The 15,611-nt window shown below is 67.6% G+C and carries 16 protein-coding genes; 8 read left to right on the top strand and 8 right to left on the bottom strand.

Annotated features, from left to right (window positions below):
* Positions 1-77: 77 nt before the first annotated feature.
* Positions 78-347, bottom strand: a complete 270-nt coding sequence (locus tag ACOZ4O_RS07370) for a hypothetical protein (RefSeq protein ID WP_424524658.1) — start codon at positions 345-347, stop codon at positions 78-80.
* A 32-nt stretch (positions 348-379) separates the two neighbouring features.
* On the bottom strand, positions 380-559 hold the full coding sequence (locus tag ACOZ4O_RS07365; protein ID WP_424524657.1) for a DUF7470 family protein: 180 nt from the start codon (positions 557-559) through the stop codon (positions 380-382).
* A gap of 84 nt (positions 560-643) precedes the next feature.
* On the opposite strand from ACOZ4O_RS07365, the gene eif1A reads away from it, so the two are divergent.
* The 8 genes from eif1A to ACOZ4O_RS07325 all read left to right on the top strand — a co-directional run bounded on the left by eif1A (position 644) and on the right by ACOZ4O_RS07325 (position 9,870).
* Positions 644-931, top strand: a complete 288-nt coding sequence (eif1A, locus tag ACOZ4O_RS07360) for a translation initiation factor eIF-1A (protein ID WP_424524656.1) — start codon at positions 644-646, stop codon at positions 929-931.
* Between the two features lies 1 nt (position 932).
* Positions 933-1,772, top strand: a complete 840-nt coding sequence (gene rio1, locus ACOZ4O_RS07355) for a serine/threonine-protein kinase Rio1 (RefSeq protein WP_424524655.1) — start codon at positions 933-935, stop codon at positions 1,770-1,772.
* A gap of 186 nt (positions 1,773-1,958) precedes the next feature.
* Positions 1,959-3,107, top strand: a complete 1,149-nt coding sequence (locus ACOZ4O_RS07350; RefSeq protein WP_424524654.1) for a tryptophan--tRNA ligase — start codon at positions 1,959-1,961, stop codon at positions 3,105-3,107.
* Between the two features lie 27 nt (positions 3,108-3,134).
* Entirely contained in the window at positions 3,135-3,689 is a 555-nt protein-coding gene (locus ACOZ4O_RS07345) for a KH domain-containing protein (protein WP_424524653.1), read from the top strand.
* A gap of 127 nt (positions 3,690-3,816) precedes the next feature.
* Positions 3,817-5,490 (top strand): thermosome subunit alpha, encoded by a 1,674-nt coding sequence (gene thsA / locus ACOZ4O_RS07340; RefSeq protein WP_424526156.1) that lies wholly within the window; start codon positions 3,817-3,819, stop codon positions 5,488-5,490.
* A 173-nt stretch (positions 5,491-5,663) separates the two neighbouring features.
* Entirely contained in the window at positions 5,664-6,653 is a 990-nt protein-coding gene (locus ACOZ4O_RS07335) for an ornithine cyclodeaminase family protein (protein WP_424524652.1), read from the top strand.
* 96 nt (positions 6,654-6,749) lie between these two features.
* Positions 6,750-9,380 (top strand): leucine--tRNA ligase, encoded by a 2,631-nt coding sequence (gene leuS, locus ACOZ4O_RS07330; protein WP_424524651.1) that lies wholly within the window; start codon positions 6,750-6,752, stop codon positions 9,378-9,380.
* Between the two features lie 31 nt (positions 9,381-9,411).
* The gene (locus ACOZ4O_RS07325) at positions 9,412-9,870 is read left to right on the top strand and encodes a hypothetical protein (RefSeq protein ID WP_424524650.1); all 459 of its coding nucleotides are present in this window, start codon (positions 9,412-9,414) and stop codon (positions 9,868-9,870) included.
* Here ACOZ4O_RS07325 and ACOZ4O_RS07320 read toward each other — a convergent pair.
* Genes ACOZ4O_RS07320 through ACOZ4O_RS07295 form a run of 6 tightly spaced genes read right to left on the bottom strand, consistent with a single transcriptional unit; the run spans position 9,862 to position 15,610 of the window.
* Positions 9,862-10,311: a peroxiredoxin gene (locus ACOZ4O_RS07320; protein ID WP_424524649.1), complete on the bottom strand. Its 450-nt coding sequence runs from the start codon at positions 10,309-10,311 to the stop codon at positions 9,862-9,864. The genes ACOZ4O_RS07325 and ACOZ4O_RS07320 overlap by 9 nt on opposite strands.
* Before the next feature lie 30 nt (positions 10,312-10,341).
* On the bottom strand, positions 10,342-10,761 hold the full coding sequence (locus tag ACOZ4O_RS07315; RefSeq protein WP_424524648.1) for an Hsp20/alpha crystallin family protein: 420 nt from the start codon (positions 10,759-10,761) through the stop codon (positions 10,342-10,344).
* Positions 10,762-10,812: 51 nt separating this feature from the next.
* Positions 10,813-11,622 (bottom strand): prephenate dehydratase, encoded by an 810-nt coding sequence (gene pheA / locus ACOZ4O_RS07310; RefSeq protein WP_424524647.1) that lies wholly within the window; start codon positions 11,620-11,622, stop codon positions 10,813-10,815.
* Positions 11,623-11,679: 57 nt separating this feature from the next.
* Positions 11,680-13,104, bottom strand: coding sequence for a dihydrolipoyl dehydrogenase (gene lpdA / locus ACOZ4O_RS07305; protein WP_424524646.1), 1,425 nt, complete (start codon positions 13,102-13,104; stop codon positions 11,680-11,682).
* A complete protein-coding gene (locus ACOZ4O_RS07300; RefSeq protein WP_424524645.1) occupies positions 13,104-14,624 on the bottom strand; it encodes a 2-oxo acid dehydrogenase subunit E2 in 1,521 nt (506 codons plus the stop codon). Before ACOZ4O_RS07300 ends, lpdA begins: the two co-directional genes overlap by 1 nt.
* A gap of 2 nt (positions 14,625-14,626) precedes the next feature.
* On the bottom strand, positions 14,627-15,610 hold the full coding sequence (locus ACOZ4O_RS07295) for an alpha-ketoacid dehydrogenase subunit beta (protein ID WP_424524644.1): 984 nt from the start codon (positions 15,608-15,610) through the stop codon (positions 14,627-14,629).
* Position 15,611 lies beyond the last annotated feature (1 nt).

Below are 15,611 nucleotides of genomic sequence, written 5' to 3'. Positions count from 1 at the left end.
CTGCCGCGTTCCGATTCTTGGTTCCGTGCGGTGGCCTACTGGGTGATAGCGGTGGCTGTGTCGGTCTGGTATGTGAACTATCGGGCGCGGGCGGCGAGAACGAGCGCGGAGACGGTGAGGGCGGCCGCACCGACGGCGGCCGGATAGGGGTGTGCGATGACGTGGACGTGGAGGACGACGGCGAGCGCGGCGAGTGTCGCGCCGACGCCGGCGATGGCGAGCGCGGCGATGTCGAGGGTGCCGATGGGGCGGGGGTGTTCGTGGCGCCACCAGCCGCGGAACGTCGCGGCTGCGACGAGCGCGAGCGCGCCGAGCACGACGACGGCGGTGGCGTACGCGTGGTTCACGGGTGGGTTTCGTGAGTATGGGTCTTGGGCGTTTAGGCCATTCCCATCATCTCCATGCCGGCGCGGAGGCCGCGGCGGACGAGGATGGTGAGGCCGAGCAGGACGACGAACAGGCCGACCGCGACGATTGGTGCGTTGTAGGCGACGATACCGAGGCCGGCGAGCACGAGGACGGCTCCGAGGACGCCCTGCGCGCCGAGTTTGTCGAGCATACGTGTGCGTCTCTCGGGGCGGGGAAGCCGGTTTCGGTGCGAGAGAAGTAGGGATTTAAAAGCCTGCCGCGACTATGCGGGCGTATGAGCGACGACGAGGGGAGCCGCAAGAACTTGCGGATGCCCGACGAGGACGAAGTGTTCGCCGAGGTGACGAACATGCTCGGCGCGAACCGAGTTAACGTCCGCTGTGCGGACGGGACGGAGCGCACCGCGCGCATCCCGGGTCGGATGCAGAAGCGCATCTGGATTCGCGAGGGCGACATTGTGCTGGTGGAGCCGTGGGACTGGCAGGACGAGAAGGCGGACGTGACGTGGCGCTACGAGAAGGCGGACGCGGAACAACTGCGGGAGGAGGGCCACCTGAACTAGCGTGGCAGACGACGACTTCGTAGAGGAGACAGAGGGGGCGGCGGGGGACGAGTTCGAGCAGATCGACGTTACCGACACCGAAGCCGACCGTATCGCGCGCCAGCGGGACCGCGAGTTCGCGGAGTTCCGCAAGCGCGTGAAGGACGCCGACCAGTTCAAGGTCGAGGCGGGCGCGTTCGACGACGCGACGTACGCGGCCATCTACAAGCTCGTGCAGGACGGGTACGTCGCGGCGCTCGGCGGCCCGATTTCGACGGGCAAAGAGGCGAACGTGTACGCGGCGGAAGCACCGGAGGGCGAGACGGTCGCGCTGAAAGTGTATCGCGTGAACGCCTCCGACTTCCGCCATATGCGGGACTACCTGGAGGGCGACCCGCGCTTCGAGGGAATCCGAGGGGACAAGAAGTCGGTCGTGTTGGCGTGGACGCGCAAGGAGTTCGCGAACCTCCAGCGCGCCGCCGAAGCGGGCGTGAAAGTCCCAGAGCCGATTGCGGTGCAGCGGAACGTGCTCGCGATGGAGTACATCGGCGGCGAGGACGAGGCCGCGCCGACGCTCCACGACGTGACGCTGGAGAACCCGGAGACGGCGTACGAGGTCGTGCGGGAGTACATGCGGCGGTTGTACGACGCGAAACTCGTGCACGGCGACCTCTCCGAGTACAACATCGTCGTCCACGAAGGCGAACTGACGGTAATCGACGTGGGGCAGGCGGTGACGACCTTCCACCCGAACGCAGACGAGTTCCTGCGACGGGACTGCAAGAACGTCGTGAACTTCTTCTCGCGCGCCGGCGCGGACGCCGACGTGGACGACCTCTACGCGTTCGTCACCCGCGAGTAGAGCGATACGCTTTTCTGGCGGTCGCGCTGACGCTCGCGTATGCAGTCCGCTCCCGACTGGCGCTGGCATGGCCCGGGAGCGGACAGTGTCGCTCGCGCCGAGTACGCGGCGTAACCGCGTGCTCGCCGGGCGGCGCTCCCTCGCTCTTCTCGCGCATCACACACAGAGAGCCACGCAGCCAGCCACATGACCCAGACAGTCACACCATACCACGTTTCGGGCGACATCGACTACGAACGACTCCTCGACGAATTCGGCGCGGATCGCCTCAGCGACCGCCAGCAGACGCGATTGGGCCATCCGCTCGCGCGGCGCGACGTGTTCTACGCGGGCCGGAGCGTCGACCGGTTCCTTGACGCCGACCGTCGGTCGGTCGTCACGGGCCGCGGGCCGAGCGGGCCGATGCACCTCGGGCACGTCCTCCCGTTCTACTTCGCGAAACACCTCCAGGACGCGTTCGACGCGACGGTGTACGTCCCGCTGTCCGACGACGAGAAGTACTACGCGAAGGATCAGACGTATCCGGAAACCCGGAACTACCTCCGCGACAATCTTCGGGATGTGCTGGCGGTGGGGTTCGACCCCGAGAAGACCCGTATCGTCGTGGACACGGACGACGCGGACGTGGTGTATCCGGTCGCGTCGGCGTTCGCGGGCGACATCACGCACAGTCAGATGACGGCGACGTACGGTGACCCGCCGAACGTCGGCCTCGCGTTCTACCCTGCCGTCCAGACCGCACACCTCCTGCTCCCGCAGCTCGTGCACGGCGAGCACGCCACTCTGGTACCCATCGCGGTGGATCAGGACCCGCACGTTCGCGTCTCGCGTGACGTGGCCGCGAAAGCGAAGTACGACGTCTCGAAACCGGGCGCGCTCCTCGGGAAGTTCCTGCCCAGTCTGGACGGCCCGGGGAAGATGAGTTCGAGCGAGGGCGTCGCCATCCACCTCGACGACGACCCCGAGACGGTGCGGGAGAAAATCTCCTCGCACGCGTACACGGGCGGTCGCGCGACCGTTGCCGAACACCGCGAGAAGGGCGGAATTCCCGAGGAGGACGTGCCGTTCCAGTACCTGCAGGCGTTCTTCGAATCCGACGACGACCGTCTCCGCGACGTTGAGGCCGCCTACCGGTCGGGCGAGTTGCTTTCGGGCGAACTGAAGGAACTCGCGGCCGAGAAGATAGCGGCGTTCCTCCGTGAGCACCAGTCGCGGAAGGCGAATCTGGGGTCGCTCGCCGACGAACTCGCGCCGTACCGACTCACTGCGGACGAGCGCGAGCGCGCGCGGTCGGCGGTCGGCCTGTCGCGCGGAAGCGGAGGACTGAACGCTTAAACCGCTTCATCTCTTAGAATTCGCTATATGACTCAGCACGTGAAGATTCCGCAGGACCGCATCGGGGTCCTCATCGGCGAGGGCGGCGAGACGCTCCGCCGCATCGAGCGGGAGGCGGAGGTCGACCTCGACGTGGATTCCGAGAACGGCGCGGTCGCGGTGGAGAAGACGGGCGACCCGGTTCGCGGCCTGAAGGGCCCGGACATCGTACGGGCCATCGGTCGCGGATTCCGGCCGGACGACGCGCTCACCCTGCTCGACGACGATATGCGGCTGTTCGACACTATCGACATCGGCCGCGCGGCGCGCAACGACAACGACCTCCGCCGCAAGAAGGGACGTCTCATCGGCGAGAACGGCCGGACGCGCCAGCTCATCGAGGAGCTCACGGGCGCGAGCGTCGTCATCTACGGGTCGACGTTCGGCGTCATCGGCGGGCCGAACGAGGTCGAAATCGCGCGGTCGGCCGCGGAGATGATTCTGGACGGCGCGCCCCACGGAGCGGTGTACTCCTTCCTGGAGCGAAAGCGCGCGGAGGAACTCAAGCATCAGGGAATGGAGTACCACGAGTACCACGGATAGGACTTAAACGCTCTTCCTTGGTAGTGTGTAACACGCTGTGGTGGCGTTTCACGCGCTTCGTTAGCACTTCCGTCGGTGGTTTTATGTAGAAGGACAATCAATCATTCGAGTAGCTATGGCGCAGCAAATGGGTAATCAGCCGCTTATCGTACTCTCCGACGACTCGCAGCGAACGTCGGGGAAGGACGCACAGTCGATGAACATCACCGCCGGAAAGGCCGTCGCGGAGTCCGTCCGCACCACGCTCGGCCCGAAAGGCATGGACAAGATGCTCGTCGACTCCTCGGGGAACGTCGTCGTCACGAACGACGGCGTCACGATCCTCAAGGAGATGGACATCGAGCACCCCGCCGCGAACATGATCGTGGAAGTCGCCGAGACCCAGGAGAACGAGGTCGGCGACGGCACCACGTCCGCGGTCATCGTCAGCGGCGAACTCCTCAAGGAGGCCGAGGAACTCCTCGAGCAGGACATCCACGCGACCACGCTCGCCCAGGGATACCGAGAGGCCTCCCAGCAGGCACGTGAAATCCTCGAGGACATCGCCATCGACATCGACTCCGACGACACCGAATACCTCGAAAAGATCGCGTCGACCGCCATGACCGGCAAGGGCGCGGAGAACGCGAAGGACGTGCTCAGCGAACTCGTCGTTCGCGCCGTCCAGTCCGTCGCCGACGACGGCGTCGTCGACACGGACAACATCAAGGTCGAGAAGGTCACCGGCGGCGCAATCGAGAACTCCGAACTCGTCGAGGGCGTCATCGTCGACAAAGAACGCGTCAGCGAGAACATGCCGTTCGCCGTCGAGGACGCGAACGTCGCGCTCCTCGGGGACGCGCTCGAAGTCCAAGAGACTGAAATCGACACCGAGGTCAACGTCACCGACCCCGACCAGCTCCAGGAGTTCCTCGACCAGGAAGAACAGCAGCTCGAGGAGATGGTGGACGCGCTCGCCGACGTGGGCGCGAACGTCGTGTTCGTCGACGGCGGTATCGACGACATGGCCCAGCACTACCTCGCACAGCACGGCATCCTCGCCGTCCGCCGCACCACGAGCGACGACATCAGCCGCCTCGCCCGCGCGACCGGCGCAACCCCGGTCTCGAACGTGAAGGACATCGAGGAGTCCGACCTCGGGCACGCCGGCAACGTCGCGCAGAAGGACATCGGCGGCGACGAACGCATCTTCGTCGAGGATGTCGCTGACGCGAAGTCCGTCACGCTCATCCTCCGCGGCGGCACCGAACACGTCGTCGACGAAGTCGAGCGCGCAATCGACGACTCGCTCGGCGTCGTCCGCGTCACGCTCGAAGACGGGCAGGTGCTCCCCGGCGGCGGCGCGCCCGAGACCGAACTCGCGATGCGCCTCCGCGACTACGCTGACTCCGTCGGCGGCCGCGAGCAGCTCGCCGTCGAGGCGTTCGCCGACACGCTCGAAGTCATCCCGCGCACCCTCGCCGAGAACGCGGGTCTCGACTCCATCGACTCGCTCGTCGACCTCCGCAGCCAGCACGACGGCGGCGCGACCGCGGCCGGTCTTGACGCCTACACGGGCGAAGTCATCGACATGGACGACGAGGGCGTCGTCGAACCCCTCCGCGTCAAGACGCAGGCTCTCGAATCCGCGACCGAGGCCGCGACGATGATCCTCCGCATCGACGACGTCATCGCTGCGGGCGACCTCGCCGGCGGCCAGATCGACTCCGACTCCGGCGGCGACGACGGCCCCGGCGGCCCCGGTGGCGCCGGCGGCATGGGCGGCATGGGCGGTATGGGTGGCATGGGCGGCGCTATGTAAGAGCGGCCATAACCCACGCACCCACGCCGACCGCTGTACCGCTCGCCTGACACACCACGGTTTTTCTTCGCGCGACGCGCCGGGTAGCCGCGACGCCCGAAATCACCGGACTGTCACGGTTCTCGACTCCGGTTTTCGAACACCCTAAGTATTGCCCGGAGAAAGTCCGGGATATGGTTACTCTCCTGCTGAACAAGGAGGACGTGGACGAGAACACGCCGATGGCGGAACTCATCTCGGCGGTCGAGGACGCGTTCGCCGCGTACGAGACCGGTGACGCCCAGATGCCCGCCAAGTCCTACATCGACCTCCCGCAGTACAACGGCGATTTCCGGTCGATGCCCGCCTACCTCGACGCCGGCACCTGGGACGCCGCCGGCATCAAGTGGGTGAACGTCCACCCCGACAACCCCGACCGCTTCGACCTCCCGACAGTGATGGGAACGATGGTGTACTCGGACCCCGAGAACGCCTACCCGCTCGCCATCATGGACGGCACGGAACTCACGATGAAGCGCACGGGCGCAGCGGCCGCCGTCGCCACCGACCACCTCGCGGTCAAGGACGCGTCCAGCTTCGGATTGGTCGGCGCGGGCGTCCAGTCCTACACGCAGCTGGAGGCCATCAGCGAGGTTCGTGACATCGAGGAAGTCGTCGTCAGCGACCTGAACGAGGGCCGCATCGAGCGGTTCATCGACTACTTCGGCGACGAGTTCGACGTGCGCGAGGGCACCATCTCGGAGGCCGGGCACTGCGACGTCCTCTCCACCGTCACGCCCGTCGAAGACCCAATCGTCCACCCCGGCGACGTCGGCGACCACACGCACGTGAACGCGATGGGCGCGGATGCCGAGGGGAAACACGAACTCGCGGACGACGTGCTGCTCGACGCGAAACTCGTCATCGACGACTTCGCGCAGACCACGCACTCCGGCGAAATCAACGTCCCGTGGAGCGAGGGCGTCCTCGACGAGGACGACCTCTATGGCGAAATCGGCCAGATAGTCACCGGCGAACTCGACGGTCGCACCGCAGCGGACGGCGTCACAGTCTTCGACTCCACCGGCCTCGCGATTCAGGACGTCGCCGCCGCGCACGTCGTCTACGAGCACGCGAACGAGAAGGACAACGGCACCGAGTTCGACCTGCTCGGCGTCCGCTAGCCCCCGGTATCGGTCTGACAGGCTGTTCTCCCGCGAACTGTCGTTCGAAAAGGTATAGGGTCGTGGGCCCCCGTGTTCGGAGTAACTGGACTTCCTATGGCTCGCGACTTCCAACACACGGCCGTCGAATCGAAGTGGCAGGACCGATGGGACGACGAGAACGTCTACCACGTCGAGGACGCCGAGGTCGACCCGACGTACGTCCTCGCGATGTTCCCGTACACCTCCGGCAACCTCCACATGGGCCACGTTCGCAACTACACCATCACGGACGCCTACAGTCGGTTCCGCCGGATGCAGGGCGACGACGTCCTCCATCCGATCGGCTGGGACTCCTTCGGGTTGCCCGCGGAGAACGCCGCGGAGGAACGCGACACCAACCCCCGCGACTGGACGCTGGACTGCATCGACACGATGCGCGAGGGGATGCGCGACCTCGGGTTCGGCTACGACTGGGAGCGCGAAATCACCACGTGCGACCCCGACTACTACCGGTGGAACCAGTGGTTGTTCCGGCGGTTCCACGAGGAGGACTTGGTCGAGCGTCGCGCTGCGGACGTGAACTGGTGTCCGTCCTGCGAGACCGTGCTCGCGGACGAGCAGGTGGAGGGCGACGACGAACTCTGCTGGCGGTGTGACACGCCGGTCGAGACGCGCGAACTCGACCAGTGGTTCCTGAAGACGACCGAGTACGCGGACGAACTGCTGGACGGCATCGACGACTTGGACGGTTGGCCGGCGTCGGTGCGGGAGATGCAGCGAAACTGGATCGGCCGCCAGGAGGGCGCGACCGTCGAGTTCGACGTGGAAGACCACGGCCCCGTCGAGGTGTTCACCACCCGCTTGGACACCATTCACGGCGCGACGTTCTTCGCGCTCGCACCCGAGCATCCCGTCGCCCAGTCGATAGCCGAGGACGACGACGCGGTCGCCGACTACATCGACGCCGTCGACCCGGACGCGGACACCGACGAGAAGACCGGCGTCGACACGGGCCTCACGGCGACGAACCCCGCGACCGGCGAGCAGATTCCGGTGTACGTCGCGGACTTCGTGCTCGCCGACGTGGGCACGGGCGCGCTGATGGCCGTCCCCGGGCACGACGAACGCGACCACGAGTTCGCGGTGAAGAAAGACCTCCCGATCAAGCAGGTCGTCGCGCCCGAGGACGGCGACGACGTGGACGTGTCCGAGGCAGCGTACGGCGAGGACGGCGTGCTCGTGAACAGCGACGGCTACGACGGCATGTCGAGCGCGGCGGCGCGCGAAGCCCTGGAAGCGGACATCGAGAGCGCCAGCCACGAGACGAACTATCGGCTGCGCGACTGGGGAATCTCCCGCCAGCGCTACTGGGGGACGCCGATTCCCGTGGTCTACTGCGACGACTGCGGGCCCGTGCTCGTTCCCGACGACGACCTGCCGGTCGAACTCCCCGAGTTCGTCAACACCACCGGGAACCCGCTCGACGCCGCCGACGAGTGGAAGCAGACGACGTGCCCCGAGTGCGGCGGCGACGCGCGCCGGGAGACGGACACGATGGACACGTTCGTCGACTCCTCGTGGTACTTCCTGCGGTACACCGACCCGCACAACACCGACATGCCCTTCGACCCCGAGCGCGCGAACGCCTGGATGCCGGTCGACCAGTACGTCGGCGGCATCGAACACGCCGTGATGCACCTGCTGTACTCGCGGTTCGTCACTCGCGCGCTCGAAGACATGGGGTACGTGGACGAACCCGAACCGTTCGAGAACCTCGTCACGCAGGGGATGGTTCGCCTGGACGGCTCGAAGATGTCGAAGTCCAAGGGGAACGTCGTCTCGCCCGAGCGCATCGTGGAGGAGTACGGCGCGGACACCGCGCGCCTGTTCATGATGAGCGCCGCGCAGCCCGAGCGCGACTTCGACTGGAGCGCGTCCGGCGTGGAGTCCGCGCGCGAGTTCCTGGACACCGTCTACCGCCTCGTCACCGAACGCCCGACCGAGACCGGAGAGAGCGACCCCGATGTGGACGAGTACGTCGCCCGCGAGGTGGACGCCGCGGTCGCCACCGCCACCGACGAGTACGAGGACTTGACGTTCAACAACGCGCTGAGCGAGGCGCGCGGCCTCGCCTCCCTCCTGGTGCGCTACCAGTCGGACGCGACCCCCGACCGCGACACGCTCGAACGCGGCCTGTCCGCGCTCGTCCGCCTGCTCGCACCGGTCGCGCCGCACGTCGCCGAGGAACTGTGGGCGGAGCTGGGCCACGACGGGTTCGTCGCGGAGGCCGCGTGGCCGGAACCCGAGCGCGACGTGTCCGACCACGACCTCGAACGCGCGCTCGTGGAGAACACCCGCGAGGACGTGCGCCACATCTGCGATGTCGCGGACATCGACGACCCCGCGGCGGTCGAAATCGTCGTCGCGCCCGAGTGGATGCACACCGCGCTCGACCTCGCGCGCGACGCCGACGGGAACGTCATGGGTGCCGTGATGGGTGACGAGGACCTCCAGCAGCACGGGGACGCCGCGGCGTCGTACGCCCGCGACCTCCAGGAGTCCGCGGAAGCCCTGCCCGACGTCCTCGCGCCCGAGGAGGAGTACGAGGTCCTCGAACGCGCCGCGTGGCTCGTCGAGGACGAGTTCGACGCCGACGTGTCCATCGAGCGAGCCGAGGACGCGCCCGACGACGTGGCGAGCAAGGCCCGCCCCGGCCGGCCCGCGATTCAGGTCCACGAGGAGTAACTTCTTTTTCCTCCCCGCCGTCGCCCAGCTCGTGGCCGCCTTCACGGACGCCGTTCACGACGCCCTGCGGGACGCGCTCGCGGAGCGACTGCCCGGATTCGAGTGGACGACCGAGGAGCGCGTCCGCCGCACCTCGGTGGATGTGACCGGCGAGCGCGCGGACCGTCGGGTGTTCGTCGAGGTGGAGATGCGGCGAGCGGACCCTGCGAACAATCCCGTGAAGCTCGCGCGGTACGCCGACGCCGGTGACTTCGACTGTCCGGTCTTCCTGGTGCAGGCGTTCAGCGACTACTACGAACTCGACTCAGGGGGCGTCTCGTCGAAACGAAAGAACGCTATGTTCGTCGGCCGACTCGCGGACGACCACATCTCGGGGTTCTCCTATCGCGCGCTCGACCTGTCGCTCACGCCGCCGAAACACGGCGACTACGCGGAGGACTGGCGGCCGGCGGTCGACGCGCTCGCGGCCGAACTCGCGGAGCTAGTCTAGGGTCGCGAGGCCGTCGTCGAGGATGTCGCCGAGCACGTCGCGGGCGTGGCCGTCCGGCTTCACGCCCTCGTAGGCGTGCGTGACCTCGCCGTTCGCGAGCACGAACGTCACGCGCGCCGTGTATCCCTCGCTCGTGTCCACGCCGAACGCGTCCGCGATGTCGCCCTCGGGGTCGGCGAGCAAGTCGAAATCCAATCCGTATTTCTCGCAGAACTCCTCGTGGGACTCCACGTCGTCGAGGCTCACGCCGTAGACGCCCACGCCGGCGTCCGCGTACGCGTCGAGTTCGGCGTTGAACTGCTTCGCCTCGACCGTACAGCCGGGCGTGTCGTCCTTCGGGTAGAAGTAGAGCACGGTGGGGTCCTCGAAATCGAGGTCCACGTGCACGCCGTCCTGATTCTCCGCCGCGACGTCCGGAGCATCCGCACCGGGTTCGAGCATACCCCACCGACGTACGCCCGCAACTTAGCCTTACGCGATGTCGATGCTCGTCGAGTCGTCCGCCTCGTCGGCCTTCGGGAGTTCCACGGTGAGGACGCCGTTGTTGAACGACGCGGACACCGCGTCCTCGTCGACGGACTCGGGGAGCGCGAGCGACCGCGTGACCGAGCGCTTCGAGCGCTCCCGGCGGATGTACTCGTCCTCGACCGAGTCCTCGGGGGATTCCTCGTGGGTCGCGTCGATCTGGAGCGTGTCGTCCCGGAGCCGGATGTCGATGTCGTCCTTCGCGAACCCGGGGAGGTCGGCGGTGACGACGAACGCGTCACCCGTGTCCTCGACATCCACGGCGAGCCGGCTCTCCACGTCGAACTCGTCGAAGTCGTCGAACCGGTCGCTCATTCGTTCGAACAATCGCTCGAACTCGTCGAAGGGGCTGCGTCGTCGCGTCATACACCACCCGGTAGGGTTCGCGGACGCTAAAATTCGACGGCCAACCCGGGTCTAGACGACGTGTCGTACGTCGTAGGAGCCGAGGCGGCGCACCCAGCCGTCCTCGGCGATGGCGTCGATTTCGGCGAGCGCGTCCCGGGTGCGTTGCTCGTAGAGGCCGGCGGCCACGTCGAGGTGGAAGACGTAGTCGCCGAGGCGTTCGCCGCTCGGCCGGGACTCGACGCGGGAGAGGTTGATGTCGCGTTCCGCGAACGGTTCGAGGAGGTCGAGGAGCAGTCCGGGGTAGTTCGCGTTCGGGTAGACGACGAACGTGGACTTCCCGCCGGCGTCGGAGCGCTCGTCCGCGCCCGCGACGACGAAGAACCGCGTCGCGTTCGAGTTCCGGTCCTGGATGTCCTCCGCGAGCACGGTGAGGTCGTCGCCCGCGTTGTCGGGGTGGCCGATGCCGGCGACGCCCGCAGTCTCCCGCGCGAGTTCGACGCCGCGCGCGGTGGACGCGACCGCCTGCCGGTCGGCATCCGGGTAGTTCTCGTCGAGATAGCTCCGGCACTGTGCGAGCGCCTGACTGTGACTCGCCACCGTCTCGACGGTCTCCGTCTGCGCGAGCAGCGCGTGCCGAATCGGCGTCACGACCTCCTGCACGACCGAGACCTCGCGCTCCGCGAGCGCGTCCAGCGACTCCGTCACCGACCCCTCGATGGAGTTCTCGATGGGAACCACGCCCCGGTCCGCGTCCCCGTCAGCGACCGCGGAGACGATGGCGTGCACGGACTCCCGGAACCCCACGTCCGCGTCCTCCGACACGGCGGTCGCGGCGCGGTGCGAGTACGTTCCGGACGGTCCCAGGGTGACGACCTTCATACGCTTCGTACGCCGCGAGGGGGAGAAAAAGCCGTCGCCGACACCAATTCTTCGGCCTCAGCGGTTCAGCGTGTGGATGGCGTGGCCGAGCGCGTGCTCCGCGGCTTCCATCACGGCCTCGGAGAGCGTCGGATGCGTGTGGATGGTCGCCGCGACGTCCTCGAGGGTCGCGCCCATCTCGATGGCCAGTCCGAGTTCCGCGACGAGTTCGCTCGCTTCCGGGCCGACGATTTGCGCGCCGAGGATGAACCCGGAGTCCTCGTCGGCGACGATGCGAACGAACCCGTCGTCGTTTCCGGTGGTGAGGGAGCGCCCGGACGCCCGCATCGGGAAGTTCCCGACCGCGGGCGTGAACCCGGCGTCTTCGGCCTCCGCCTCGGTCATGCCCACCGTCCCGATTTCGGGGTCGGTGAACACGGCCGCGGGCACGGCCTGATAGTCGAGCGCCGCGGGTTCGCCGGCGATGGCTTCCGCGGCGACCTGTCCCTCCTTCGAGGCCTTGTGCGCGAGCATCGGTCCGGTCGCCACGTCGCCGATGGCGTACACGCCCTCGACGTCGGTCTGGGCCTGATTGTCGGTTTCGAGGTGGCCGTCCTCGTTCGGCTCCAGTCCGATGGCGTCGAGGTTCAGCGTGTCGAGCACGGGCTGCCGGCCGACCGCGACGAACGCCTTCTCCGTCGCGTACTGGAACTCCTCGCCCGCCTCGTTCTCGGTGGTGACGACGATGTCGCCGTCCCGTTTCTCCCAACCGCTCGCCGCCTCGCCGAACCGGAAGTCGATGCCCAGTTCCTCGGCGTTCTGTCGGACGACGCTCGTCACGTCCTCCTCGTAGCCCGCGAGGATGTCGTCCAGCATCTCCACGACGGTCACGTTACAGCCCATCTTCGCGAGCACCGTCGAGAGCTCCATCCCGATGTACCCGCCGCCCACGACGACCATGGACTCGGGGACGTGGTCGAGGTCGAGCACGTCCCGCGAACTCAACACGTGCTCGCCGTCGTACTCGAACCCAGGGACTTCGATGGGGCGGCTTCCGGTGGCGATGATGGCGTCCTCGAACTCGATGGTCTCCGAGCCCTGACCGTCGCCGCCGTGCGCGACCCGGAGCTTGTTCTCGCTCTCGAACTCCGCGACCCCCTCGACGAGGTTCACGCCGTTCGCCTTGCAGAGCTTCTCCACGCCCGACGTCAGCTGGTCGACGACGCCGTCCTTCCACGTCGTCATCTGGTCCACGTCGACCTTCACGTCCGCGTGAATCCCCATCTCCTCCGCGGTGTCGGCCTCGTACCCCACGTCGGTCGCGGTGATGAGCGCCTTCGAGGGGATGCAGCCGTAGTTCAGGCAGGTGCCGCCCCACGCGTCCTTCTCGATGAGCGTTACGTCCAGGCCGAGCTGGCCCGCGCGAATCGCGGCGACGTACCCGCCGGGGCCAGCGCCGATTATCGCGAGTTCCGTTCCAGTTGAGACATCTCCGACGACCATTATTCGAGTAGAAGCATGCTGGGGTTCTCCAAGTAGTCTTGCACTGTGTTCGCGAACTCGGCCGCCACCGCGCCGTCGATGACGCGGTGGTCGATGGAGAGCGAGAGCGGGAGCGTCTCCTTCGCCACGACCTCGCCGTCCTCCGCGACCGGGCGCTCGTCGAGCGCGCCGAGCCCGAGAATCGCCGTCTCGGGATAGTTGATTATCGGCGTGGCGTACTCGCCGCCGATAGCGCCGAAGTTCGTGAGCGTGAACGTCCCGCCCTGCATCTCTTCACGACTGATAGAGCGGTCGCGCGCCTTCTCGATGAGGCCGCGCATCTCCTCCGCTATCTCGGGGATGCTCTTCTGGTCTGCGTCCTTGATGACGGGCACCATCAGGCCGGCGTCGGTCGCGACGGCGATGCCGATGTTGTAGTAGTTCTTGAGGACGATTTCCTCGTTCTCCTCGTCCAACTGCGAGTTCAGGTACGGATGCTGCTTGAGACCCGCGACCACCGCCTTCACGATGAACGGCATGTAGGTCAGCCGGAACCCGCGTTCCTCGGCGACGGGCTTCAGTTCCTCGCGCACGTCCGCGAGCGCGTCCACGACGGCCGTGTCGTGGTGCGTGACGTGCGGCGCGGTGTACTTCGACTCCGCCATCTGCTTCCCGATGGTCCGCCGGACGCCCCGGTAGGGAACGCGCTCCTCGCGCTCCCCGGACTTACTGGTGTCGCCCGCCTGCACCGCGGCGGCGTCCACCTCTTGGGCGGCCTGCTGGGATTCGGCGTACTCGCGGACCGCCGCCTCGCTCACGAACGCGCCGTCCTCGCGCTCCTCGCTCGCCGGCACGTCGTCGAGGTTCACGCCGAGTTCCTCCGCCACCCGGCGCGTCGCCGGCGCGGCCAGCGTCTTCTCCCGGCCCGCCGCCTCCGCCGGCTCGACAGACCCGCCGGCGGCCGCGTCGCCCGACTCGGACGCTTCCGATGCCGCCTCGTCGGAGCCGTCCTCGTCGGTGACTTTCGCCACCGCGGACTTCGGCGCGTCCGAGCCCTCTTCACTATCCTCCTCGGCGGCGGCGCGCACGTCGCCCTCGGTGATGCGGCCGCTCGGCCCGCTCCCGGAGACGGTCGCGAGGTCGACGCCGCGCTCGCGCGCCAGCCGACGCACCGACGGCGGCGCGAACGTCCGCCCGGAGTCGCTGGTCGCCGCGGACGCGGCGTCCGCAGTCTCGGTGTCCGCGTCCTCGTCGGCCGCGGGCGTCTCGTCCGGTTCGGGCCCGGCGTCGAGGTCGTCCTCGCCTTCGACGTTGAACGTCACGATGACGCTCCCGACCGGCACCACGTCGCCTTCCTCGTAGTGGAGCTGTTTCACCGTGCCGTCGTACGGCGACGGGACCTCCACGACCGCCTTGTCGGTCTCGACCTCCGCGACCGGCTGGTCCTCGCTCACCGAATCGCCCTCGGAGACGAGCCACGCGACGATTTCGCCCTCCGCCACGCCCTCGCCCACGTCGGGCAGTTTGAATTCCGTCGGCATCTCTAGAACTCCATGACGTTCCGCAGGCCTTCAGCGATTCGGGCCGGCCCGGGGAGGTAGTAGTCTTCGAGCGCGTACAGCGGGAACGGCGTGTCGAAGCCCGTGATGCGTTCGACCGGCGCTTCCTGATGGAGAAGCGCGCGCTCCTGGAGGGTGGCGGCGATTTCGCCCGCCAGCCCGCCCGTGAACGGCGCCTCGTGGACGACCGCGGCGCGCCCGGTCTTCTTGAAGGACTCCACGATGGTGTCCTCGTCCATCGGACTGAGCGTCCGCAGGTCGACGACTTCCACGTCGATTTCGTCCGCGACGTTCTCCGCGGCTTCGAGCGTCGGGCGCGTCATCGCCCCCCACGTGAACACGGACACGTCGCTGCCTTCGCGGCGCACGGACGCCTCGCCGAGCGGGACCTCGTACGGCTCGTCCGGCACCTCCTCGCGGAACGCGCGGTAGATCTTCTTCGGTTCGAGGAACACCACGGGGTCCGGCTCGCGAATCGCGGAGATGAGCAGTCCCTTCGTGTCGTAGGGCGTCGAGGGAATCACGACCTTCAGGCCGGCCTCGTGCGCGTAGAACGCCTCCTTCGACTCCGAGTGGTGTTCGGGCGCGCGGATGCCGCCGCCGTACGGCGCGCGGAGCACCATCGGGAGCGTGTACCGGCCGCGGCTCCGGGTGCGCATCCGACTCATGTGGCTCACGATCTGGTCGAATCCCGGGTACATGAAGCCCGAGAACTGGATTTCGGGCACGGGCTTCAGGCCGTACGCGGCCATCCCGACCGCCGTCCCGATGATGCCGGACTCGGCGAGCGGCGTGTCGATGACGCGCTCCTCCCCGAACTCCTCGTGGAGTCCCTGGGTCGCGCGGAACACGCCGCCGTTCTTCCCGATGTCCTCGCCGAGCGCGACCACGTCGTCGTCCGCGGCCATCGCGTCCCGGAGGCCGTCCCGTACCGCCTGCACGAGCGTTAGGTTCTGTGTCTCAGTCATC

The organism is Salarchaeum japonicum, from assembly GCF_049705945.1.
Lineage (GTDB): Archaea > Halobacteriota > Halobacteria > Halobacteriales > Halobacteriaceae > Salarchaeum > Salarchaeum japonicum_A.
The sequence above is the reverse complement of the archived record's forward strand: the minus strand, read 5'-3'. Positions and strand labels throughout refer to the sequence as shown.

Excerpts from the sequence above, each read along its gene's own strand:
- ACOZ4O_RS07345 (WP_424524653.1), top strand. The coding sequence starts at position 3,135 with ATGACTCAGCACGTGAAGATTCCGCAGGACCGCATCGGGGTCCTCATC.
- ACOZ4O_RS07315 (WP_424524648.1), bottom strand. The coding sequence starts at position 10,761 with ATGACGCGACGACGCAGCCCCTTCGACGAGTTCGAGCGATTGTTCGAA.
- ACOZ4O_RS07300 (WP_424524645.1), bottom strand. The coding sequence starts at position 14,624 with ATGCCGACGGAATTCAAACTGCCCGACGTGGGCGAGGGCGTGGCGGAG.
- ACOZ4O_RS07365 (WP_424524657.1), bottom strand. The coding sequence starts at position 559 with ATGCTCGACAAACTCGGCGCGCAGGGCGTCCTCGGAGCCGTCCTCGTG.
- ACOZ4O_RS07350 (WP_424524654.1), top strand. The coding sequence starts at position 1,959 with ATGACCCAGACAGTCACACCATACCACGTTTCGGGCGACATCGACTAC.
- lpdA (WP_424524646.1), bottom strand. The coding sequence starts at position 13,104 with ATGGTCGTCGGAGATGTCTCAACTGGAACGGAACTCGCGATAATCGGC.
- ACOZ4O_RS07295 (WP_424524644.1), bottom strand. The coding sequence starts at position 15,610 with ATGACTGAGACACAGAACCTAACGCTCGTGCAGGCGGTACGGGACGGC.
- pheA (WP_424524647.1), bottom strand. The coding sequence starts at position 11,622 with ATGAAGGTCGTCACCCTGGGACCGTCCGGAACGTACTCGCACCGCGCC.
- leuS (WP_424524651.1), top strand. The coding sequence starts at position 6,750 with ATGGCTCGCGACTTCCAACACACGGCCGTCGAATCGAAGTGGCAGGAC.
- ACOZ4O_RS07335 (WP_424524652.1), top strand. The coding sequence starts at position 5,664 with ATGGTTACTCTCCTGCTGAACAAGGAGGACGTGGACGAGAACACGCCG.
- eif1A (WP_424524656.1), top strand. The coding sequence starts at position 644 with ATGAGCGACGACGAGGGGAGCCGCAAGAACTTGCGGATGCCCGACGAG.
- thsA (WP_424526156.1), top strand. The coding sequence starts at position 3,817 with ATGGGTAATCAGCCGCTTATCGTACTCTCCGACGACTCGCAGCGAACG.
- ACOZ4O_RS07320 (WP_424524649.1), bottom strand. The coding sequence starts at position 10,311 with ATGCTCGAACCCGGTGCGGATGCTCCGGACGTCGCGGCGGAGAATCAG.